Origin of the sequence: Streptococcus sp. HMSC076C08, assembly GCF_001810825.1 — a bacterium.
Lineage (GTDB): Bacteria > Bacillota > Bacilli > Lactobacillales > Streptococcaceae > Streptococcus.
This window is the reverse complement of sequence record NZ_KV802723.1, coordinates 89,812-112,442: the sequence shown is the minus strand read 5'-3', so window position 1 is coordinate 112,442 and position 22,631 is coordinate 89,812. Positions and strand designations below refer to the sequence as shown.

Sequence of the window (22,631 nt, the reverse complement as noted above, 5' to 3'; positions counted from 1 at the left end):
TGGCGAATAGTTAGGGGAGCTCATTATAAACAGAGGCATCGTAGATCTTCTGCTGGATTCGTTTCTTTTCTGTATACTCTTGTGGTGAAACTGTATACATTTCATTAGTTTCAATGGAGCCTGCTAATTCTGTATCCATATTTTGAAAAGCTTCCGCAACCTTATTCATAAAGCCATCCAATGAATCCACTGTCTCTACCAAGTTTTCCATACAACTTTTTGCGACACCAGCACAGGACTCTAGACTACTTGTGACCGATGAGTCAATAATAGTCGACATCCCCTTTGAAATCTCATCTGTCGAAACCTTGATACTCGCCTTAATGCTTTGAATTCGCATTGGCTGAATTCGCTTAACTACCATTTTTCAACTCCTCCTTTGGTTTCAAGACATTGATAAACTCTTCATAGGAATGAACCACATGGTCTTTCCCGTCCTTGGTCACCTCTCCATAAACTGTTAGATTATCAAACAAATCTCTGTCCTTAGGGATTAAGAGACTGTATATATCAGAGAGAAGCTTGATATCTGTCTCGTTGGTCAAGAAAAATAGCCCACCTTTCTTCTTAGTCATCAAGTCATAGGCTGCAGGATACTCCTCCTTCAAACGCCAGTCTGAAGACTGTTCAATTACGGATTGAGAAAAACTAATTGGAGTGTCTATATGTAAAAGGTCACCTGCATAATATTCTTTTAAATTAGTAAATTCTTTAAATATATTAACATTTCTGTTCTCTAGAGCCTTTCCGGCATCCTTAGGGATGTCTTCTAGTTTACCTGTTGCCATGTTAAAGAGGACTTCCTTACGATCCTCACCTCCCGTTTTCTGGAGAACGACTGTCCGGTATTCCTGATCTTTGTAAGCAAAAAAATGAGTATAGGCACTTGAAACTGGAAAGTAAGAAGCATCATAATCCGCAATAGCCTTCAAAAGATCATACTCCTTACGAGGCAAATCATCCTGACTGGTATCATAGACCTGAATCTTCCAATACTCCCCCCAACTTAGATTCTTCACATCAAAGCGATTATCTCCCGATTCATAGATTAAACGGATACTTTCTGTGGCTATAAATCGTCTCCCATGAATTACCAAACTATAGTCAACCGGCTCATCCCTATCTCTTTTCCCATTACTATTCTTTGTCTCTTTCCAAGAAATGACCAGCCCCTGTCTATCAGCTATAAATTCATGAGATGCTGGTTCTACTTCAATTGACCAAACTTTATAGCGATCATGTGTCAAATAGCGATACAAAGGATAGCCTCCAGAAACCACAACAAGAAGGCTTAAAACCCCCAGAATGATTAGTATTTTTTTCCTGTATTGTTTCATTGACTTCCTCCTGAGTATTTACTATTTAGATAGAGCTGATATTCTTCATAGCCATGTTTGGCATTTTGGTCAGAAGAAATCGATAAATGTTCCAATACATTTTTATACGTTTTCAACTGGTCTACGCTCATATTGACTAGAGAAAGATCGGTCTCCTCGCCTAAGAGATACTTGCTCATTTCTGGTGTTACAGAATTTGAGTTAAGTTGATTTTCTTTGTTTATTGCTTCTTGGATTATTGCCCTTGTATCATTACTAGTACTATTCACCTTATAATGGCTGGACGACTTCGCATATTCAACATAAGGAACAAGACCTTCATTATCCATCTCTTTCAAGCGGACCTCTGTATAAAAATTATGTGTTCTCATGCGAGAAATTGCGACTGAACTCTTCCCATCTTTCTGGAAAAGATAGGTATTCCCTCGATTTAAAAAGTCATCCACCATCTCAATGCGTGTCTTTTCTTTTTCCAAGTCATATCCCTTTAACTGATCGACATACTTCAAATAGGCTTGTATGGTTGCTGTTGGTAATTGAATACCCATATTGTATGGACCCGTCTTCGTAAAACCACTTTCAACAACTTTCCCCTTAACGGTTATATCCTTATCAATCGCAGAAAAGAGTTCTTTACTGAATTCCTTAGAATCACTGGTAGCCAGAGCATCAATCATCGAGACGATAGGAACTGCTTCAGGTATGAAAGTACCAACCAGTGCATAAGTTATAGCTTTACCCATTGCAGCACGCATATCTTTATTCGCTTCTTCGCGAGATTTCTCAAGTTCACCGATCCGAGCCTGCTTCTCTGCCATATTATTTCCAATAGCGGTTGCGTATTCTTCCATTTTGTAAACCTTGGTTTCGGTTGTATTGCTAATACTCGTTGGATAAGAGTAGCCACCTATATTCATTTCCAAGGTTGTTTTCTTTGTATCAACCGTATTCTTAAATGAAAATGTTGCATCCGATATATCTGAAATTGAAACTTTTGTTCTCGTTTCGGTGACATATAGTTTGTCACCAACTGCTAATTTTCCTTTTGATGTTTCTGTCCGTCCTATCTCCATTACATAAAGAGATTCCATCAAACTAACAAACTTATCCGTCAAAGCAAGATGCTTATTATATGCTGCCATCTGGTTGCTCTGTAAAGTGCCGTCTTTAGCATATTGAACTTCCATAACCTTTTCAAGAGTATCACCTAGCCTAACTCCAGCCTTTTGAAACTCTAGCAAAAATGGTTGGTTAGCAGAAAAATCCCGATTCCCCATAGCGTCTAAAAGATGGTTCAGAGTGGCTGCATCTCCTGATTCAATCCACTCCATCATTTCCTGAGCACCAATACTGTAAAATCCTTCACTAAGATCCCCAGGTTTTTCGTTTAATATGTCTCCTGGCTGTTTATTAAGTATTGCACCTAAAGCACGTCCATCTGCTTCTGTTTGAATACTATCCAAATAACTGATTTTTCTCTTAGTAAGACTACCATTTTTAATTCCTGCTAAGATACTAGAAGCCGGAATATTACATACTGCACTGGCATTTTTTATTCTAGTCTGTAGAGTTTTTAGTTCTGCTTCTGCATCCGTAGTATCTTTTGATAAGGTATCATGTGCTTGTTGCAAGGCGTTATGAGTATCACGACGTGCAGTCGCTGCACTAGCTAAATCATCTCCCGCAGTTGTTTTTATATCTGTTAAGTCTTCTGATTCAATCCCTAGTTCAGCAGTAGCATCGTTTAATAGTGTTTGAAGATTATCAACTTTTGTTTTGATTTTCTCATATTGTTCAGACTCCACGCCATCTAATTTTTTATAGACAGAATCATTACCAGTTTGTTGAGTCCATGCTTTATTTTGGAAACCGGCAGCTGTAGCAGCATTTTCAAATGTTGATAAAGCTGTTGAAAAATGCGTAATAGTGGTAGGATACTCTTGAAATACTTGGGTCTGTAAAGTATTCAATCGAGTGAAGAAAGCATTTATTGCCTCTCCTTTGTCCTCTGAATCTCCTGTTTTACCTGCCTTTTCATTAAATTTACGCATCGTTTGTTTAGAAGCCGAGTCCACACCTTTTGAAAACTCTTGAACAGCCGAACTATAACGAGCTATGGCCGGTAAGTCATGTACTTTTATAATATCACTCATACTTTACTCCTCCGTTGTTAGACTTTTTTCAATTTCTAACCAACTAATACTAAGGCTAATCCCCGACTTCTCTGTCTCTAATTCAGAAATTTTCTGAGTCAATTTGGCCACTACGTCATCACTCTTTGCTGAAAGCTTTTGTTTAGCTGTTTTTAGTATTTTCTCTTCATTATTGGTTTCATTTAAATATGGTGTTCCTGCTAAATAATAGGTCGTTTCAATATGTTCATTGCTCGTAAGTACATATTCTATATCCGTTGAAAAATCTGTAAGTGCTTTTTTACATTCTTCCAATCGACTAATTTGACTATTCAAATTAGTAATTTCTCCACGTTTAGCATCTATCTGAGCTTGTATTGCTGCTTTTCCCATTTCTCCTCCTTTTCTATATCATTAATACTTTCATTTTACTTGCCAACCCATCGGCCACATAGTAATGTTCTTGTTCTTCCAACTGTGACTCTCGGACAGGTCTGTTGATCACTGTCAGAACTGATTGATCGCTTAAGCGAAGTGCTAAAATAGCCTGCTTATAAGAACGAGCAGTTTTTGAGATCACATCGATATGCTTGGTGATTAGTGGCGAACTCATTACAATTGAACCATATCCAGCTCGTATTCCTTTATCTAGGACATAAGCCAATGTATCAAGCGCTTCTGAGTTTAATTCACTCACCAATTCAATTAAATTGTAGACAACTACTGTTGCTACGTGCTCTCTTTCGTTTTGCTCTAAACGCTCATTAATTCGCTTCTCTATACTTGCGATAGCACTTAGATAGTCTTCGGAGTTACTAATAATCGTCACACCTTCCATTTCAGGTAGACTATGATACTTCGGTGCCAAGACGATGACCTTCTGTTTCCCTTTGGCAATGTGTTTCACCAAGGCCGTCATCTGCTCTTCCTTATCTGTTAAGTAAAGGAGATTCCCCTTAGCCAGATTCCAAGTAACCGGTTCAACTGTCTCCAAGTCAAGTCCTAATGGCACAAGTCCGTGTTCATAGGCAGTCTGCACGCTTGCTCGGCTATAGAAGTCTTTCTCTGTCAACTCCTCTGGCACCATCGGAATGGCACTTGGGCGCTGTCCGGTCCAGGCTTCTTGGAGGGAAGCGACTTCCTGACGTAGGTTATTGAGGACTTGGGTGTCATTGGCTCCATAAACTGGGAGTGCCAGCTGGATGACATCCACCTCTTCCCGCTTCATAAGAGCACGTCCCTTGATATCTTCCATGGTCATGGCAAGGGGCGTAGAGCCCACGATAGCTCGCACTTCACCTGCCTCATTCTGTGGTAGGCTCAACTGGTGCTTGAAGTTCGAGTAGAGTTGAGCACGAAGGTTGGTCTGGCGACCAGCTGTCACCAAGAGGTGAACCCCGATACTGAGACCTTCACGAGAGATACGCACCAAGAGCTTGAAGAGTTCCGCCTCATAGGCTTCTTCCTTGAAGGCCTCATAGCTATCTAAGAGGATGACAATAGCCGGCTCTTCCTGACCACTGGCCTGACGGTAGAGTTCCAAGGTCCCAACACCATAGTCCGCAAGGAGTTTCTTACGACGGTTAAGTTCTCTCTCCATGATTCGTACAAACTTAGAGATCTTCTCTGTTTGGTCCAAAAGCATGGTATCTGCCACCTGTGGAAGCTTGGACAATGGAGCCAAACCATTGGTACCAAAGTCCATCAAGTACATGGTAAGGGCCTTTGGACTGAACTTGCGAGCCAAGTCCATACCAGCAGTCTGAAGGAAGGTGGTCTTTCCTGTACCCGGACTTCCGTAAAGGAGGATATGACCATCCTTGGAGAGATTGATAGAGACAGCTTCCTGCTTCTGGGCCTGCGGGATATCTGCCATTCCAAGTAGAACTGAGAGTGGTTTCTCTTGTGCCCAGGCTACTGCTGGTTGCACTTCTTCCAGTTCGTCTAGTGCGATTCGCTCTTTGAGCGGTGGCAACCATGGCTGTGGTACTGGAGGAATCTCTTGTTCTTCACACAAGAGCTGGATATGGTGCACTATCGCATCCAACTCTGTCGGAACTTCCTTGATCTCATCCACATCTTCTAAGCCTGATAGGTCTTCATTCAAGATCTCATATTGGCCCAATTCATTGATTAGGTAGATGGTATGATCTTCGATCCCCATATCGTCCTTGTCCGGCTGGTAATCTGCCCCTGACCAGGCTGACTGGAAGAGCTCATAGACTTCGTTATTCCCGACCTGTAGATAGGCACGTCCTGTCTGGGTAATCTCGGCCGCGTCCGGTGTATGAAGCATTTCATTGGAGTCCGAACGGTCTGCCACCTTAAGGGCGATCTTGAAGCGTGAGTTAGACCAGATCTGGTCATCCACCACACCAGATGGTTTCTGAGTAGCTAGGATCAAGTGGACCCCGAGGGAACGTCCGACACGCGCGATGGATACCAGCTCCTTGATAAAGTCTGGCTGGTTGACCTTGAGCTCTGCGAACTCATCTGAGATGAGAAAGAGGTGAGGGAGCGGTTCTGTCGCTTCTCCGTTTTTAAATTTCTTCTGGTATTGATTGATATGGTTGACTTCGAACTCTCCAAAGAGTCGTTCACGACGATGGATCTCCGCATTGATCGAAGCCAGAGCCCGCATAGATTGGGCACCATCCAAGTTGGTAATCGTCCCCAAGAGATGGGGAAGGTTTTTAAAGAGATTGGCCATCCCACCACCCTTATAGTCAATCAACAAGAAAGCCACATCATGAGGGTGGAAGTTAACAGCGAGGGATAGGATATAGGATTGGATGGTTTCTGACTTCCCTGAACCAGTCGTCCCTGCGATCAATCCATGAGGTCCATGGGCTTTTTCATGCAGATTGAGCTGAACCAGGTCATCCTGACCACGCAGACCAATTGGCACAGCCAAACTCTTGTAAGGTGCGTTCTTTTTCCAACGGCTCGGTACTTGCAAATCCTCAAAGGTCTCCGCCCCATACATTTCCATAAAGGTCACAGAATCTGGGATCGAACTCTTAAGATTTTGGAGGTGATTGAGCGGAGCCAAGGTACGGGCGATCCGCTCCTTGTCATAATCTGTTGGGAAATGATCCAAACGGAAGTCCGTCTCTTTCAAAACTCCTTCTTCCATGACCAGTTGGCCTGTATTACGGTCCTTGATATTGATCACTGTCTGGATGTTCTCAGACAAGGAACTCATGACATCCTCTACAAAGATGAGAGAGCAGCCTAATTCCGTTGGATCTTCGGTAAAGAACTCCATGATGATATGATCCAAAATCAGCTTCTCATCGGTCACTAAAACCACGTAATGAGGATGGAAGAGGGTGCTCTCTTTGTGGGATGCTTCTTCCTTTTGACTACGGCGTAGTTTCAAGATTTGGTTCAAACTATTCAGAACTTGGTCCCGTGTTCGTTGATTGTAGACAAAACCGCGAACATTGAGTTCTTGCAGTTTGGCATGAGGAAGCCAACGCATCCAAGACCATTGTTCTTTTTCCTCTTCAGGCAAGATCGTAATAAACTGCACATCATGATAAGAATGAAAAGTAGCTAACTGCATCACCAAAAGCTGCAGTTGTTCTAGGACGAGATTTCTAGGTCCAATATAACCAACCGGTCCATGGCTAAGATTTGCCGGAATCGGCATATCTGGAATTTTTTTGTGACGACTATAGAGAGCGTAGCCTTCTTCTTCCAGAGCATCCTTCTTGCCACTGCGCTCTTGTTGACCATATTTCAAGTCATAGCTAGTCGGCATTTTCCCGAGTCCTAAACGATAGTATAAAAAGTCAAAGTGCAAGGGAGTTTTTTCGTAAATCCGGTGATTGTAACTCTCAACCAAGTCCGTCAACTCTAAAATAGTTGGAAAATGATAGTGCATCCCTTCTTTTTGTTCCCGCTCCAGACGAGTCAATTCCTTGACCTTATCTTTCAGGTAAAGACGATAGAGATCGATCCGTTCCTTTTTATCAGCCTTGTACTTTTTACGATTTTTGATAAAACCACGGATAGAAAAAATCATTGTGGTTATGGACATCCCTACTGTCGCAAGGATATAGATCCCTCGAGGTTGAATTAAGGTGATTAAGACGGTTACTCCGACCATCATCAGAGGAGGAACGATCAGCTTTAACAGTTCATCGCTCGGTTTAACCGGTTCCTGGCCTGGGGGATTGATCAAGATTTTATCTTCGCTGCCACGATAGATGATCCGTGGAGAACGATGATAATCTGGATAATCTTCATAAAAACCATATCGAGATGGTTCTCTCAGAGTCAGTTGTGGCCCAACTTGGGCAGGACCCTGGACCCATACTTCATCAGGATAGAACTTGATCGTCACCGCCCCTAGACTCAACTCATCTCCAAAACCAATCAATTGCTGGTCCATTTGTTCCAGATGATTGTTTCGATAAAATGCGCCTTTTAGTCGAGTTAGCTTCCATTGATTTTGGGATTTTTGGAGTAAGAGTTCAACATCTCCATCTAGTGTGATCAATGCACCTCTTTGAGAGCCAATCTGAAACTCTGATAAATCCAAAAGGTCATAAACCCTTGGCTCCCCTTCTCGGAGATAAAAGACGACCTCACCCAAACGCAGACCATCTTTCAAGAGTCCTGCTTCATCGTCGTACTGATAAAAGACCTCGTCACCATCGACCTTGAGCTGAATCGGTCTTTCCTGTTGAGAAAGGTAGACTTGGGCCTTTTCAGTCGCCCCGATCAAGACCGTCTTATCTGCACTCAGTTCTACTTCATAACGTAGACCTTGGCTGTAGAAAATGATTTGTTTTTTCATAATTTCTCTCCTTGGTCTACTTTAATTGCTAGAGGAGCTACTTGGAACAGGTTTCTTCTCAGATGACGGTTTGCTTTCAGAAGCCTTGTCTTGAGGGTTAGGAGTTGTAGAAGCATTGGAGCTTGATTCACTCGTTAGTAGCTCACTTCGACTATCCCAGTATTTCTTATACTCGCTTTCCAAAGTATTCAACTTACTTTCACGGTCTTTCCCTGACAAGTTACCATCTTCTCGAACCTGCTTGATTTCCTGAGTCAAAGCATAGAGAATCAAGTCACTGTCGTTAATCCGTTTCGCAATATCAAGAGCCTCTTCAAAGCGATTGCGCCCAACCTGGATCCAGTAAGTCAAATAAAGCTCATCTGACTTGAGTGTTACGTTGTTCAAGATGACTTTCTTTTGTTCAGAAGAAAATTCCAATCCCTGAATATAAGAGTAAGCCAACTCATACTTTTGCGTATTCGGCAAGCTAGCTGGATCAATTCTCTCTAATTCTGTAATAACACCACTATAATCCACTTTAATAAAGGCAGTATCTGCCTGCAACATCTTTTCTTTGAAAGGATTTTGCACAAAAATCAGATAGATAAGTGGAACGATTAGCAAGACAACGCTGGCTGTTAACCAAATCGTTGCCAGTTTAAAGACACGATGGCGTCTACTTGGAACCAAGACCAAATCTGCCCGTTCTTTCGCAGCCTTCTCCGTGTAGTACTTCTCCAAAACAGCTACTGCAGCCTCTATATCACCTGCCTGACATAGATCATTTAAGAAGTCTGGCAAGGTCTCTAATTCCAAGGAACCATTATAAAGATCCATGAAATCCAAATCGCTAAATAGTGTTACTGTAAAACATTTAGCCTGGCGTAAGAAATCTTCTGAGGATATGGATTGAGGAACCATCAGACCAGGAATTCCACGATAAGCAATCTTAGCCTGAGCATCCTTGGTAATAAAGAGATTTACTGGGTGCAAAAGGAAAGTCACAGGTAACTCCAAAGCGCCCTCTAGACGAAAAACGTTTAGGGCCAAACGGATTCTTTCCGAAATGGTACGTTCCTTTATTTCCTCATAAGTCAGTCCATGAGCTTCGACTTGATAGGAGAAGGTGACACTATCCTCATCAGATACCATCGATTGCTCCAAAAAGAATGGATGATGCAAATCTAATAGTAAGAGTTCCCGTAAATCTTGACTCGCAACATCTGAACGTTTGAGTGTTAATTCCCAGTTTGTTTCATTTTTTTCATAGACAAACAACTGTCCACCAAATTCAAATTTTTCTTCAGCCACCTATATCTCCTCAATTTCTACTAAATCTCCTGTCGTCATAGGATAATCAGACAGATGTTTCCCTTCATCAATCAACAAACCTTTATTGACAATTCTTAATTGATATTTTTTTCGCTTGATACCTGGATTAAAAATCGTATCCACTTCTCGCACCAGCCGGCGCACTTCAATTCGCCGTGGAATGCGAATATCCACATCTCTTTCTCTCAAACGTAGGGTAATATTGATATGTTGCTCCACCTTTTACACGCCTCCTATGTCTGGTTTATCCTTTTCTAAGTTAGTTAGACAGACTAGTTAAAAAATTAGTCCATCCCTTCTACCATCACACGATAACTCATTACTGCCGTTGCTCCAAAAAGCAAGAAAATCAACACCACATAGAATATCTCTGGAAGAAAGTCATTCAGACCACCTTTTTCTACATGGCCTATATTTGTTTGAAATTTAATTGTTTTTTGAGCATTGGGCTGAAACAACTGTTCTTCAGAAGATTTTTTCACTGGTCTCTGTATAGCAGAAAACAGTTGGCCCCTTTCTGTGATCAACTGTTCCTCTTGATGCTGTTGCATGTCCTGCAACCTCTTTTGAGTCGCTTCATTAAAAAGCTCCTTGATTTGTTCAGACTGTAGACCAAATTTCAATCCCTCTTTCTTTTCAAGTCGGGAATCATCAATCTGCAGACTGTTATCCTTCAAATCATCTGCAGCAGCCCCAGAGACTGCTGCACATGTTACTAAGGTAAGAAGGAAAAGAATGATTTTCTTCATATTTCTAATTTCTATTCTTTCTCAGCTTGACTTGCTTGAAACCACAAACTACTTTCTCTGATAAAAACATTTATAATAAGTAAAACAGCTATGACAACAATCGTTACAACAAAAGCGATAATTGCTGCTGGATGTCCATCAAAGTATCCTGAGAGCAAACCTTCTAATATCGATAACGCATTGAGATTTTTGATAAATGCTGGGAAACCAGTTAGACTTGCCGTTGTCCCAATAGCATTTGATAGGTAAACAAAGCTAATCATCATAAAGAAGGAGAGTCCCATACCAATCACTCGGAAATGTTTAAGCAATAGATATTGTCCTTGAATCAGTACAAATGCGGCTAAAACAATTAATAGAACCCAAGATGGTTGATACTCACGACCAACCTGTAGCTGAACACTTGATACAACACCAACTACCAATCCGACAACGAGACTTAAAGCAGATAGGATGGTTACCGTCATCAAGTCTGTATCATGTAACTTATCAAGTTTGAACTTATCTTTGACTTTGCGAATAACGTTTTGAGTTGCAAACAGATAGGCTGTAAAGAGGCTAACAATCTCCAATAGTAAAATCCATGTAAATGGACGGTAAACATTGACAGTCGCTTTCACTGAAGTAGCATTTTGGGTAACAGGATTGGATAAGAAGTTCAACAATACTTCGTTTGGTACCCCATTTTGATAGGCATTATTCAGAACCTTCACAAAGGATTCTACAAAGTTTCCATTATTAGTCAATTCTTCGTTAAACTGCGTCATCAAGGAGTCAGCATCTTGTGACAACTTTTCAGTACTTGTTTGAGCGTTTGACAATTCACGATTGAAATTACCTAAAGTCTCATTCACAGACTCTGCAGCTTTGACATTACTTTGAGAAGACTCCTTCACACCCGTAGTTTCTGACAAGAGAGCTGCATAATCCGAATTTAGGGTAGCCAATTGATTATTAGTCTCTTCAAAAGCAGAATTGCTCCCCCCTTGCTTCTCAACCAAATCATCTAGTTTCTTTTCCAACTTCTTGTACAACTCTAACTGTTCATTGATTTTTGTATTCAATTCTTGGTTGGTAGTCAAAACATCCTGCACATTTTTTTCTAAAACAGGCTTGAGAGTAGTCAGGTTTGACAAGGCTTTATCTACTTTCCCTTTGACACCATCAGTTTCTTTATCGCTAGCAGGTGTAGTTAAGCTGTCTTCATATTTCTTCAGATTTGAACTAATAGCTTCAAGCCAAATATCTGACAATGCTTTAGACACATTACTATTTTTTAACTCTTTGACGGTATCGTATGCTTGTTTGAGTGCTTGTACCTTTTGGTAGTCAGAAGCTATTTTCTGAACCTTTTGTCCATAAGTCACTGCTGCTTGCTGAACACGTAACACATCTACTGGAGCACTAGCTGCTTGGACATCATTCAAGGAGATATTAATTGATTTTAGCTCTGCTTTTGGAGCTGGGCTTGGAGTCCCGGTTGAACCTGTAGTTGGAGTCGGAGCTGCCTCTGCAACACTATAGGCTACTTTAAAAGTCCCACCCGTCTTCAAATCAATTTCTTGACCAAACTCAACTGGTGTACCATCATAAGTGACTGAGTGAACTGTCACTCCTGATTCAGCTTTCCATGATACCTTAGCCTTTGTTCCTGTTCGTCCAACAGCACTCGTACTCGAGATTGCCAGATCTTCCAAATTCTTCAAATCAGTCGAATTGATCTCGTCACTAGGCTCTTTGATTGTTTTTAATTCAGTATAGTTTACAGAAGGAATTGTGATCGGTGTCATACCAAAACCACTAAATTCTTTTCCACTAAAGTTTTCTTTTGGTAATTCTGAGATTGCAGAAGCCAACTGCTCTTTGAGAGATTCTTCAGCCTTCTCTAGGTCTTTGTTTGCAGCTGTATCCAAAAATTGCTTAAGAGTGATTTTGCTCTTCTCACTTGTCCCATAGTAAGTGGCTAATTTCTCATCAATAAAGTTATGAATATCCTTTTTATGATTTTCAAACTTCGTTCTTTCATCTGTTAGATTGTTCTGTAAACTATCAATCTCTTTTTTGATGTTTTCTGCGACTGTTTTATAGGAAGGTACAACTTCAGATGACGTACCATCAGAGGATGCTGCTGTTCCATCTATATTAGAAGTCAGATTACCTTGAGATTCGATTAATTTCTTATAAGTTTTAATTTGTTCCTGAACGTCTTCCCGACTCTGAGAAATGAGCCCAGTGATAACATCCGCATGATTTTTCTTCTCAGTGACCCTATCCTGAAGCAGAGTGTCAAGCTTTTTACCATAGGCAATCTGTGAAACGTCATAACGACCAAAAATCTGAGAATAACTATCCAAACCTGTCTTTAAAGCACTGTTGGCGTCAACAGAAGAACTAGACATACTATAGAGAGTTGGGAAAAGATTTTTAGAGTTGATAGCTGTATTATATAAATTCGTACGATAGTTTCCGATATTGGTCGCTTGTATCTGTGAGCTAGCTTGAACATTCTTTTGTGCTGTATAAAGGTTGTTCAAAATACTAGCCATATACATGTCCACTAACTGACCATTCAAATCAGCAACAATATCTTTCGCTAGTTTATTTGCATCATTTTCTACTTGCAAATTTCCTTGCGCATTCACCTTATAATTGATGGTTGTCTTATCAACATTGATGCTGTTAATATCGAGTATTTTTTCAGAAAAGTCACTAGGAATTGTTAAAACGAGTTGGTATTTCCCACTTTCTAACCCAGAATCAGCTGCTCCACGAGGGACAACAGACCAGTTTTGTGAATTATCACGCTCGATATTTTTTACATAACTAGCACCTAGATTGTATTCTTTTGTATCTACGTAGACAGGCTTATCTTCATTTACGATAGCTACATTTAATTTTGTCTGCTGATTAGCCTTTGCATTATTCTCATTGCTAATCGTTGTATTTTTTTGAACAGATAGATTCAAAAAAATAATCAATGCAAGCAACCCTAATGCCAACAGACTACTTCCTATATATTTAAAAATTCTATTCTTCTTCATATTACTTTAAATCTTCTCCGTCATAAAAAATAGGAAGGCTCTCGCCCTCCTAAAGCCACTTATATAACAAATTAAATTTGTGATGCAAGATCTTGGTCGTTTTGTTCAACAATTTCAGCAACCTTGTTCAACTGTGCATTGATTTCATCAAGCAAAGTTGCAAACTCCTCAATTTTTGGAGACAATTCTGTGAATTGGCGATCAAAGCTCTCAAAAGCAGCACCTTTCCAGTTGTCTCGGATAGTATTTTGCTCTTGAGTCAATGTACGAAGTACTTGTCTTACTTCCTCAGAACCTTGAGTGTACTTTTGAGCAGAGGTGCGCAATTCTTCTGTTGTTAATTGAATTAAAGCCATGTGAAACTCCTTTATATTAATTTATGCCCTCATTATATCAATAATTTGCCTCAATTGCAAGTTTAAAATTCATTTTTTATTCTATTTATAAAAAAAATAAGAGCTATTTCCATCTAAAAACTAGTAAGAAAGATTAAATTATCTACTTTTCTTGTATAATTACTTCTTTTTTTATTTATAATAACAAACTATAACAAACTCATATCATCCTTCTTTTATAAGGTATATTTGTCAAACGTTCTTTTCTTCTAACTTTCTATGAAAGTTTTTATTCTCTTGATGACGAGCTTCCAACACATTCTCTATACGACTCTTGTAAAGTTGATGATAGTTATCCAAATTGTTCTCTATCTCAAAGATATATGGTTGAATTTCAGCAAAACTACTGTCTCTGCATGCATAGGAAAGCGCCTCTAGGAGATGATCCGTCTCCCTACTAAACTTGTGGAAATCATCATCCAAATCCATCTCCAAACGCTCTAAGTCTCGTAATTTACGATTATGCTCATCCTCTAGTTTCTGAAGTTGATTTTTATCCATCACAAGTTTTCTCCTAGCTCTTGATCGGACTTTGTAAAGTAGGGGTTTGCATGGTCTGGGTCAAGTAAGTTTCGGCAGCATCAGCGGCCTTGCCCTCAAATCCACCCTTAATATTGTTTACATAAGTCTTAGAAGCGTACTCTTGCATATCTGAAGCTGCTTCTTGCAACTGCTTAGCTAACTCCACTCCTTTAGCAAGGATTGACAGTTCTTTTGCAGTTACTAAGGCCCTGACTGCTTGGCGTTCTTGTTCCTTCATTCTTTCTTTGAAGCCTCTGTCGAGTTGCTCTCTTGTAATTAAAGTATCCTCATCCGTTAGGACTAACATTTTTTTCCCTCCATGTTTGTTTTACATCCGCCAATAGATTGTTAAAATCTTCAGCACTATTTGTATCTATGGTTTCAAAGGAACCACTAGCTTTAACCAGGCTTTCCCCTAGCTGCTCAATTTGTGTCAGGAAGGATGTTGCTGCTGTCTTCGTGTCACTTGCAACGCCTTCATCCCAAAAGCTTGTTGTGTCAAAACCAGAAAGTAGATTTGTAACTTCTGAACTTGACAAATATCCAACCATGTCAAACGCTGTCTGTCTTGTTTCTTTTATCATGTTTTGAATATCTTCCTTAGCATCTGAAAGTAAAGTTTTCACAGATTTAACTTTGTCTTCCATGTCAAAATTTGCCAACTGGGCTGCTGTCTGAAGCAACTGAGCTCGGACCAAAATCCTCTTTTCTCCTGTAAGATTACCATTTCTCAGTTGTTCCTGATAACGAGGAATAGCTTCTCGATCCCACTTTATAGATTCCTGACGAGCTTCTTCGACGATCTTACTATATTCAGTTGTAAAATTCTCATAAACAACATAACCGATAGCCGCCTTTGTTAGGGCCTCACCCCTCATAATGGAATCTAAAATATTAGCTGCTACATTTTCATCGACTCCTAAAGCCCGGAGGGAATCCAACGTTGTCGCTATCAGTCGAGCTAGCTTTTCACCTGCCCTGAGCAATTCCGGGTGAAAATCCTCAGATGCAGTCAATAAATTTCCCTTTCCATCCGATTGGAAAACACCAAAGTCATGGGAACTTTCCGGATCAGTAATCTGGGTATAATGAAGGGGGACAAGGACATTAACTTTACCAACGGGTTTCTTAAGTGGTTCATCGGAGTCCCCAGGTAATTTAGTGATGGTATGCTCGCGGTTAAGCATACCCACGACATCAAAAGGATTGACATAGTACTCAATTTTTTCGCTAATCTTTTTGATTTTCTCATCGCTGAGGCCCATTTTCTTTAAACTCTTTGTTGTGTCTGGACCGTCGAACAGGACCACTTTCCCGATTTTCTCAAGTTCCTCATCGCTGAGGCCAGCTACCCCTTGAGCGGAGACAATGGTTCCCAGGGAGTGACCTGTGATGTCCATCGTCGCATTTGGAGATTTTTCGCGCATTTCAGCGATTTTCGTTTTCATTCCTACTGTCGCTAACTTGGCTTGCGGTGTATGGATATGATTGAGAGCGAACTTAGCGTCGTTGTCAATCCAGTCGTTCCAATTTTCTTTACTGATGGCATCACTGCCGCGGATAGTCATATAAGTTTTCGTAGTATCATTAGTCAAGGTAGGCGTATCCGTTAAGTAGTAGGCACTGAAACCAGCTTCATCATCAGTTAATAGTCCTTTTTGATAACGTTTGTGATGAATATCCTGCCTCATCCCATTCGCATCAGGAACTGGTATCGATGTGACTTTATAAGTATCTCGCAAATCAGGATCCGGCTGCAAGTAGACTCTACCATTATGGGGTAGATGTTTACCTCCGGGGGTGATTTCTTCGTTATAAATTATTTCTTTTGAATAGTCAAACACTCTTGCTTCTATTGAATTATTTTTAGGTGGAAAATTATTGGGACGACCAATATAAGCCGATTGCGCTAAATCCGCATAAAAATTATCAAAGGTTTTTAAATTACTGTTAGTCATAAATCTCCCATACGTTGCCTTTCAAAACTCTTATCGGTTGCATTTCAGAAATTTTCTTAATATTGGGAATACTATTGCTATTATATTCTATAGGGAAACCAATTGTAAATTCAGTATCTTCATTGTTATTTATTTTTCCATCCAATGTTATAATATATCCCCCACCTTGAGGGGTACCATTTCCTATATTTTCTACTTTCATACTATCCCAATCAAATTGGACACTTTCGACTTTAGGATTTCTAGACTTTATAAAGTTCGCCATCTCATCTTCATGCTCCTTCAGATAAGCCAACTGCTTAGCCCGTGGGCTCAGAGTTATTCCTCCAAATAGATTTGTTTTCTGCGCCATCCATGCTCCTCCTCCAAAAATTACAAGTGCTAAAATTAGCCAAAGTAAAGTACGTTTTTTCATCTCTTTCCTCCTATATAGCGGAATCTAAGTATATTATATCATGAATGTAAAAAAAAATACTTTTAGTAAGTATTCGAAGTTAATAAGCAATGAGGAATAATGTTAAATCTGCATAAAAATTATCAAAGGTTTTTAAATTACTGTTACTCATAAAGATCCCATAAATTTCCTTTCAAAATTCTTATTGGTTGCATTTGAATAATAACAAGTTTCTCAGGGATTTCATTTAAATTACGTTTTAGTGGAAAACCTAATGTAAATTTAGTATCCTTATTATTATTGATTCTACCGTTCACTGTCATCATATAACCTCCGCCTTGAGGAGTTCCATTCCCTATCTGTTCAACAGTTAAACTATTCCAATCCATCTGAACAGATTCTATCTTTGAATTTTTAGACTTTACAAATTTTACAATTTCTTCTTCATGTTCCTTTAAATAAGCCATCTGCTTAGCCCGTGGGCTCAGAGTTATTCCTCCAAATAGATTTGTTTTCTGTGCCATCCATGCGCCTCCTCCAAATACTACAAGGGCTATAACTAGCCAAAGCAAGGTACGTTTTTTCATCTCTCTCCTCCTATATAGCGGAATCTCAGTATATTATATCATGAATGTAAAAAAAATACTTTTAGCAAGTATTTGAAGTCAGTGGGGAATGAGTACTGTTAAATTTGAGTAAAAATTATCAAAATTTTTTAAGTTGCTATTACTCATATATAAACCATCCACCATCTCGTAAAATTCTTATGGGTTGCATTTCAGAAATCCTCTCAAGGTTAGGCAAGGAGTACCCGTCATTATCCAAAGGAAATCCAAGAGTAAAACTGCTTTCCTTTATATTGTTTATACGCCCTTTAAATGTTAGCATATAACCGCCTCCTTGAGGAGTTCCATTTCCTATCTGACCAACTTCCATACTATCCCAATCAAACTGGGCACTTTCGACTTTAGGATTTCTAGACTTTATGAAGTTCGCCATCTCCTCTTCATGTTCCTTTAAATAAGCCAACTGCTTAGCTCGTGGGCTTAGAAATAAATTTGCTTCTTTCGCCATCCATGCTCCGCCACCAAATACTACAAGAGCTATAACTAGCCAAACCAAGGTACGTTTTTTCATTTCTATTCTCCTAAACAAGTTATATATGAGTACTAGTAATCGTCGTTTTTAATTAGCTACTCGTATAAAAACCACCCACCGTCTCGTAAAATTCTTATAGGTTGCATTTCATAAATAACCAGTTCCTCAGGTACTTCATTTAAATTTCGTTTTAGAGGAATCCCTAGTGTGAATTCAGTATTCTTATTGTCATTGATTCTACCGTTCACTGTCATCATATAACCTCCACCTTGAGGAGTGCCGTTTCCTACCTGACCAACCTTCATACTATCCCAATCGAACTGGACACTTTCAACTTTAGGACTTAAAGACTTGACAAAATCAGCCATATCTTCTTCATGTTCTTTCAAATAAGCCAACTGCTTAGCTCGTGGGCTTAGAGTTATTCCTCCGAATAGATTTGTTTCCTGTGCCATCCATGCGCAGCCTCCAAATACTACAAGAGCTAAAACTAGACAAAGTAAGGTACGTTTTTTCATTTCTTTCCTCCAATATAGTGGAATCTAAGTTTATGATATCATGAATGTAAAAAAATACTTTTGGCAAGTATTCAAAGTCAATAGGGAATGAGTGATATTAAATTTGAGTAAAAATTATCAAAGGTTTTTAATTACTATTAGTCAAGCAGTTTACCCCCAATACGCAACGGACTACCAATTCCGATAGAATTAATTAAAATTTTTCCATCTGTAATCTTAATAATAACACTCCAGCTTGAGTTTGATATATTATTAAATCCTCCATAAACCTGAACAATCTCCCCGCCTCCTTGAGGTGTACCATTTCCTATCTTATCCCATTGTGTCTGTTTCCAATCTATTTGAACCGATTCGACTTTAGGATTTAAAGATTTTACAAACTCCTTAATCTCCTCTTCATGCTCCTTTAGATATGCCAACTGCTTAGCTCGTGGGCTTAGAAATAAATTTGTTTCTTGTGCTAGCCATGCTCCGCCTCCAAAGACTACAATGGACAAAACCAGCAAAATCAAGGCACGTTTTTTCATCTCTTTCCTCCTATATAGCGGAATCTAAGTTTATTATATCATGAATGTAAAAAAATACTTTTGGCAAGTATTAGAAGTCAGTGGGGAGTGAAGAGAATATTAAATTTGAGTAAAAATTATCAAATTTTTTAAAATTACTGTTAGTCAAAAATCCTTCCTCCCATTCGTAAATAATTGGCTAAAGCCATTGAATTAGGAATAATTTTGCCATTCTCAATATCAAAAGTAACATTCCAAGAGGAGGACTCAATATGATTAAAACCACCATATACATTTACAATTTCTCCGCCTCCTTGAGGGGTCCCATTCCCAACTTTTTCCCATTTAGTTTCATCCCAAGAAATCTGAACAGATTCAATCTTTGAATTTTTAGACTTTACAAATTTTACAATTTCTTCTTCATGTTCCTTAAAATAATCCAACTGCTTAGCTCGTGGGCTTAGAAATAAATTTGTTTCTTGTGCTAGCCATGCTCCGCCTCCAAATATTACAAGTGCTAAAATCAGCCAAAGTAAGGTACGTTTTTTCATAATGATGCTCCTTCAGATATATCATCTCCCTCTTACAATCCAAAACTCCTTAATTAAAAACAAATTACGGATCTATTGTTGCTTTAGAAATAGAAGATTGTCATTAAAACTAGTATAGCATAAAAGCCTCAAACAGCCTATTTCACCAATCACTCTTATTGAAGGCTTGTTAATAATCTGACCAGAAGGATTTGAGTTGAATGCAAAGAAACAACTGACTTTGTCAGATTGCAGCCACATTTGTAAGCGACTAAAGTCGCAACAACTGTGTCAATTGAACCAATTTAGTAAGAAAGTACAAAAAAGAACACCCCGAAAGGTGCTCTTTGTAAGTATCGTAATTCTTTCGAATGAACGTTTACTAAACTGTGACGCTTTACGAGCTTTTTCAAGCCTGATTTGGAAAGTACGAGTTTCAGTTGGGTTAAAAACTGCACAATATCAAGGATTTTAAGAACAATATCTACTTATTCATTTCATAAAATATGAATTAATAGATTCTAAATAGGGGAATTTCTTAACGCATAACTTTCAATCCTATTCTCTTCCTTCTTATCCTAATAAAGTTTGTAATATTGGAATAACAACGATAAATAGAACCGTACTTAAAGTCACTACATTCGTGGAGAATTCCACATCTCCTTTTCCCTGATTAGCAAGGATCGGGAGAACGGCTAGAGCTGGTGTAGCGGACTGAATCATAAAGGTCTTAAATTCTACTATCGCCATATTTGGTGCAAAGAACTTCAATACAAGAAGCATGATCAGAGGAGCTAGGATAAAGCGTCCAACTAAAGTGACAATTGTATCTTTATCAAAAGTAATAGTATTCAAACCTGCCTTTGCAAGAACGATACCAATATAAATCAGAGATAAGGGAGTGACGATATTTCCAACATAGGTTAAGGTGTTCGTTACGAAATCTGGAATAGAGATTCGGAGAAGCAAAAATAGTAGGGCGACAAGAAAACCTACAAGCGGAGCTGGTAGCAATTTCTTCCAGTCAAATTTACTTGTCTTCTTGCTTTGACCCGATTTACTATCGCTCGTCATCAAATACACGCCCAATGTCCAGGTGGAAATCGTATTGGTGATATAGTAAATTAAGAAATAAGGAAGAGCCTGATCACCAAAAAGAGCAACGTTTAAGGGTAAACCGATAAAAATAGTATTGGCATTCACAAAGGTATTAATCATGGTCCCTCGCCGTCCTGAACGGACCTTGAAAAGTATAACTGTAATATAAGCTACGATATAGCCCAAGATAAATGCCACAAAAGTATAAAGGAGGCCTCCAGAAAGACTGATTAGTTTATCTAGTGTTAGGTATTTCATCACCGACACAAAAATTGACGCTGGCAAGGCTACATTCATGATCAAACGAGACAGATTGGGACCAAAGTCATCTCCAAACCATCCCCTCACCTGAAGAATATACCCCAAAACAATAATAGCGATAATCGGAATGATACTTGTAATCGAGGTTAAAAAGAGTGACATAGGTATCCTTTCTAAATTACTTAAGTCCACAGCCCATACAAATCTGTCGCTATAGAAGGATAGACAGCAACAGGAATGAATTATCTATACTCTGGATACCACTTCAAATCACGAACTGCTTTGGCCATATCTGTTTCCTTAGCGCGTGCAAGACCTTGCTCTTGCGCTTTTTTAGCAACTGCTTCTGCTACTTTAATAGAAACATCTGCTACATATTTGAACGGCGGCAAAACAGGAGCTCCTGGTTGGCCTGGATTGACAATACCACTCAATGAGTGAGCCGCTGCTCCAATCATTTCATCAGTTAAAAGACTTGCTTCAGAAGCCAGCATACCTAGACCAAGACCTGGGTAAATCAAGGCATTATTGGCTTGACCAATCACATAGTCGACACCTTTATAAGAAACCGTATCAGCAGGAATTCCTGTTGCGACAAAAGCTTTTCCATCTGACCATTCAATCAAATCTTTGGCACTAGCTTCAGCTAGTTTGGTTGGATTTGACAAAGGGAAGATCATCGGACGCTCTGTATTTTCACACATAGCCTCTACTATTTCTTTCGTGAAGGTATTAGGCTGAGTCGAAGTTCCTACAAGAATGGTTGGCTTCACAGTCTTCACTACTTCAAGCAGGTCAGTCAACTTGTCTGCGTTACTAAAGTCAGCACGTTTCTTAGCAAACGGTTTTTGTTCAGGGGTTAGGTCATCCATGTCATCAAAGAGAAGACCTTGTTTATCAACCATAAAGAAACGTTTATAAGCTTCTTCTTCAGAAAGACCTTCACTCACCATTTCACGAAGAACACGAGCGGCAATTCCTGCACCCGCAGTACCACCACCATAGCAGAGATAAACTTGATCTGTTAATTTTTCACCACTAATATCCAGTGAACCAAAGATACCACCCAAGGTAACGATTCCTGTACCTTGAATATCATCATTAAAAGTTGGAATTTGTTTCCGGTATTTTTCAAGAATATTGGCAGCATTCAAGCGGCCGAAGTCTTCCCAGTGAAGGTAGAGTTTAGGAAAGAGACGTTCTGCTGTTTGAACAAATTGGTCAATAAAGTCGTAGTAACGATCTCCGCGAACCCGCTCGTGACGATTCCCTAAGTAATTAGGATTGTTACGAAGTTCTTCACGGTTAGTCCCTGCATCAATGACTAAAGGAAGAACCATAGAAGGATCGATTCCAGCAGCACCCGTGTAGACCATCAATTTTCCAACAGAAATATCGACACCATTTGTTCCCCAGTCACCGATTCCAAGAATTCCTTCTGCATCTGTTACGACAATGAGACGAATCTCGCGATCACCAGCAGCATTTTTCAAAGTGGCTTCAATATTTTCAGGATGATTAATATCAAGATACCCCGCATATTGCGGATCTACAAAGAGGTCACTGTAGCCTTCAATGGTATCTGCAATGGTTGGGTCATATACAATTGGATTGAATTCTTCCAAATGTTGAGAAAAGAGATAATAGAAGAGAGTACGGTTGGTATTAAAAATTTCCATTAGGAAAAGACGTTTTTCCAAATCATTTACTTTTGTTTGCATTTGCTCATAAGTTTGTGCCGCTTGTTCTTCAATGGTTTGAACATAAGGTGGCAATAAACCAATAAGACCTAGTTCCTTCCGTTCCTCTAAGGTAAAGGCAGTCCCTTTATTAAGGAAAGGGTTATTTAAAATATCATGTGCAGTCATAGTGCAACCTCCTTTTTGATAATATTATACCACTTAATATGTATTTTCAGTCGAACTTTGTTATTTAAAAAATACAATCGTAAGTGTATATGTTATAATGAGT

At 39.4% G+C, this 22,631-nt stretch carries 21 protein-coding genes; all 21 read right to left on the bottom strand.

What is annotated here, in order from left to right:
• Positions 1–10: 10 nt before the first annotated feature.
• Positions 11–364, bottom strand: coding sequence for a hypothetical protein (locus HMPREF2766_RS03690; protein ID WP_000260585.1), 354 nt, complete (start codon positions 362–364; stop codon positions 11–13).
• Positions 354–1,337: a hypothetical protein gene (locus tag HMPREF2766_RS03685; protein ID WP_070567804.1), complete on the bottom strand. Its 984-nt coding sequence runs from the start codon at positions 1,335–1,337 to the stop codon at positions 354–356. Before HMPREF2766_RS03685 ends, HMPREF2766_RS03690 begins: the two co-directional genes overlap by 11 nt.
• Positions 1,334–3,490 (bottom strand): hypothetical protein, encoded by a 2,157-nt coding sequence (locus HMPREF2766_RS03680; protein ID WP_070567802.1) that lies wholly within the window; start codon positions 3,488–3,490, stop codon positions 1,334–1,336. Before HMPREF2766_RS03680 ends, HMPREF2766_RS03685 begins: the two co-directional genes overlap by 4 nt.
• A 3-nt stretch (positions 3,491–3,493) precedes the next feature.
• A complete protein-coding gene (locus HMPREF2766_RS03675; RefSeq protein ID WP_070567800.1) occupies positions 3,494–3,862 on the bottom strand; it encodes a DUF5082 family protein in 369 nt (122 codons plus the stop codon).
• A 13-nt stretch (positions 3,863–3,875) separates the two neighbouring features.
• Entirely contained in the window at positions 3,876–8,276 is a 4,401-nt protein-coding gene (essC, locus tag HMPREF2766_RS03670) for a type VII secretion protein EssC (protein WP_070567798.1), read from the bottom strand.
• Between the two features lie 21 nt (positions 8,277–8,297).
• Positions 8,298–9,569, bottom strand: a complete 1,272-nt coding sequence (gene essB, locus HMPREF2766_RS03665) for a type VII secretion protein EssB (RefSeq protein ID WP_070567796.1) — start codon at positions 9,567–9,569, stop codon at positions 8,298–8,300.
• Entirely contained in the window at positions 9,570–9,809 is a 240-nt protein-coding gene (locus HMPREF2766_RS03660; protein ID WP_000434883.1) for an EsaB/YukD family protein, read from the bottom strand.
• A 65-nt stretch (positions 9,810–9,874) separates the two neighbouring features.
• Positions 9,875–10,339 (bottom strand): type VII secretion protein EssA, encoded by a 465-nt coding sequence (gene essA / locus HMPREF2766_RS03655; RefSeq protein WP_000720507.1) that lies wholly within the window; start codon positions 10,337–10,339, stop codon positions 9,875–9,877.
• Between the two features lie 11 nt (positions 10,340–10,350).
• Positions 10,351–13,380, bottom strand: a complete 3,030-nt coding sequence (esaA, locus tag HMPREF2766_RS03650) for a type VII secretion protein EsaA (RefSeq protein ID WP_070567794.1) — start codon at positions 13,378–13,380, stop codon at positions 10,351–10,353.
• A 71-nt stretch (positions 13,381–13,451) separates the two neighbouring features.
• Positions 13,452–13,736, bottom strand: coding sequence for a WXG100 family type VII secretion target (locus tag HMPREF2766_RS03645; protein ID WP_001173991.1), 285 nt, complete (start codon positions 13,734–13,736; stop codon positions 13,452–13,454).
• 231 nt (positions 13,737–13,967) lie between these two features.
• Positions 13,968–14,276, bottom strand: a complete 309-nt coding sequence (locus HMPREF2766_RS03640; protein WP_080976541.1) for a hypothetical protein — start codon at positions 14,274–14,276, stop codon at positions 13,968–13,970.
• 13 nt (positions 14,277–14,289) lie between these two features.
• The gene (locus tag HMPREF2766_RS03635) at positions 14,290–14,604 is read right to left on the bottom strand and encodes a hypothetical protein (RefSeq protein ID WP_070567792.1); all 315 of its coding nucleotides are present in this window, start codon (positions 14,602–14,604) and stop codon (positions 14,290–14,292) included.
• Positions 14,585–16,255 (bottom strand): cutinase family protein, encoded by a 1,671-nt coding sequence (locus tag HMPREF2766_RS03630; protein WP_070567790.1) that lies wholly within the window; start codon positions 16,253–16,255, stop codon positions 14,585–14,587. The genes HMPREF2766_RS03635 and HMPREF2766_RS03630 overlap by 20 nt, the downstream gene beginning before the upstream one ends.
• Complete coding sequence (locus HMPREF2766_RS03625; protein ID WP_070567788.1) at positions 16,248–16,670, bottom strand: hypothetical protein; 423 nt, start codon at positions 16,668–16,670, stop codon at positions 16,248–16,250. Before HMPREF2766_RS03625 ends, HMPREF2766_RS03630 begins: the two co-directional genes overlap by 8 nt.
• Before the next feature lie 143 nt (positions 16,671–16,813).
• Positions 16,814–17,236, bottom strand: coding sequence for a DUF1433 domain-containing protein (locus HMPREF2766_RS03620; protein WP_070567786.1), 423 nt, complete (start codon positions 17,234–17,236; stop codon positions 16,814–16,816).
• Positions 17,237–17,375: 139 nt separating this feature from the next.
• Positions 17,376–17,786, bottom strand: a complete 411-nt coding sequence (locus tag HMPREF2766_RS03615; protein WP_070567784.1) for a hypothetical protein — start codon at positions 17,784–17,786, stop codon at positions 17,376–17,378.
• Between the two features lie 56 nt (positions 17,787–17,842).
• Positions 17,843–18,265 (bottom strand): hypothetical protein, encoded by a 423-nt coding sequence (locus tag HMPREF2766_RS03610; protein WP_070567782.1) that lies wholly within the window; start codon positions 18,263–18,265, stop codon positions 17,843–17,845.
• Positions 18,266–18,402: 137 nt separating this feature from the next.
• Positions 18,403–18,792 (bottom strand): hypothetical protein, encoded by a 390-nt coding sequence (locus HMPREF2766_RS03605; protein ID WP_070567780.1) that lies wholly within the window; start codon positions 18,790–18,792, stop codon positions 18,403–18,405.
• Positions 18,793–18,932: 140 nt separating this feature from the next.
• Positions 18,933–19,322 (bottom strand): hypothetical protein, encoded by a 390-nt coding sequence (locus HMPREF2766_RS03600; protein ID WP_070567779.1) that lies wholly within the window; start codon positions 19,320–19,322, stop codon positions 18,933–18,935.
• Between the two features lie 552 nt (positions 19,323–19,874).
• A complete protein-coding gene (locus tag HMPREF2766_RS03595; protein WP_070567777.1) occupies positions 19,875–20,822 on the bottom strand; it encodes an AEC family transporter in 948 nt (315 codons plus the stop codon).
• An 80-nt stretch (positions 20,823–20,902) separates the two neighbouring features.
• Complete coding sequence (locus HMPREF2766_RS03590) at positions 20,903–22,528, bottom strand: malolactic enzyme (RefSeq protein WP_070567775.1); 1,626 nt, start codon at positions 22,526–22,528, stop codon at positions 20,903–20,905.
• Between the last annotated feature and the right edge of the window lie 103 nt (positions 22,529–22,631).

Excerpts from the sequence above, each read along its gene's own strand:
- HMPREF2766_RS03690 (WP_000260585.1), bottom strand. The coding sequence starts at position 364 with ATGGTAGTTAAGCGAATTCAGCCAATGCGAATTCAAAGCATTAAGGCG.
- HMPREF2766_RS03685 (WP_070567804.1), bottom strand. The coding sequence starts at position 1,337 with ATGAAACAATACAGGAAAAAAATACTAATCATTCTGGGGGTTTTAAGC.
- HMPREF2766_RS03680 (WP_070567802.1), bottom strand. The coding sequence starts at position 3,490 with ATGAGTGATATTATAAAAGTACATGACTTACCGGCCATAGCTCGTTAT.
- HMPREF2766_RS03675 (WP_070567800.1), bottom strand. The coding sequence starts at position 3,862 with ATGGGAAAAGCAGCAATACAAGCTCAGATAGATGCTAAACGTGGAGAA.
- essC (WP_070567798.1), bottom strand. The coding sequence starts at position 8,276 with ATGAAAAAACAAATCATTTTCTACAGCCAAGGTCTACGTTATGAAGTA.
- essA (WP_000720507.1), bottom strand. The coding sequence starts at position 10,339 with ATGAAGAAAATCATTCTTTTCCTTCTTACCTTAGTAACATGTGCAGCA.
- esaA (WP_070567794.1), bottom strand. The coding sequence starts at position 13,380 with ATGAAGAAGAATAGAATTTTTAAATATATAGGAAGTAGTCTGTTGGCA.
- HMPREF2766_RS03645 (WP_001173991.1), bottom strand. The coding sequence starts at position 13,736 with ATGGCTTTAATTCAATTAACAACAGAAGAATTGCGCACCTCTGCTCAA.
- HMPREF2766_RS03640 (WP_080976541.1), bottom strand. The coding sequence starts at position 14,276 with ATGGATAAAAATCAACTTCAGAAACTAGAGGATGAGCATAATCGTAAA.
- HMPREF2766_RS03635 (WP_070567792.1), bottom strand. The coding sequence starts at position 14,604 with ATGTTAGTCCTAACGGATGAGGATACTTTAATTACAAGAGAGCAACTC.
- HMPREF2766_RS03630 (WP_070567790.1), bottom strand. The coding sequence starts at position 16,255 with ATGACTAACAGTAATTTAAAAACCTTTGATAATTTTTATGCGGATTTA.
- HMPREF2766_RS03625 (WP_070567788.1), bottom strand. The coding sequence starts at position 16,670 with ATGAAAAAACGTACTTTACTTTGGCTAATTTTAGCACTTGTAATTTTT.
- HMPREF2766_RS03620 (WP_070567786.1), bottom strand. The coding sequence starts at position 17,236 with ATGAAAAAACGTACCTTGCTTTGGCTAGTTATAGCCCTTGTAGTATTT.
- HMPREF2766_RS03615 (WP_070567784.1), bottom strand. The coding sequence starts at position 17,786 with ATGAAAAAACGTACCTTGGTTTGGCTAGTTATAGCTCTTGTAGTATTT.
- HMPREF2766_RS03610 (WP_070567782.1), bottom strand. The coding sequence starts at position 18,265 with ATGAAAAAACGTACCTTACTTTGTCTAGTTTTAGCTCTTGTAGTATTT.
- HMPREF2766_RS03605 (WP_070567780.1), bottom strand. The coding sequence starts at position 18,792 with ATGAAAAAACGTGCCTTGATTTTGCTGGTTTTGTCCATTGTAGTCTTT.
- HMPREF2766_RS03600 (WP_070567779.1), bottom strand. The coding sequence starts at position 19,322 with ATGAAAAAACGTACCTTACTTTGGCTGATTTTAGCACTTGTAATATTT.
- HMPREF2766_RS03595 (WP_070567777.1), bottom strand. The coding sequence starts at position 20,822 with ATGTCACTCTTTTTAACCTCGATTACAAGTATCATTCCGATTATCGCT.
- HMPREF2766_RS03590 (WP_070567775.1), bottom strand. The coding sequence starts at position 22,528 with ATGACTGCACATGATATTTTAAATAACCCTTTCCTTAATAAAGGGACT.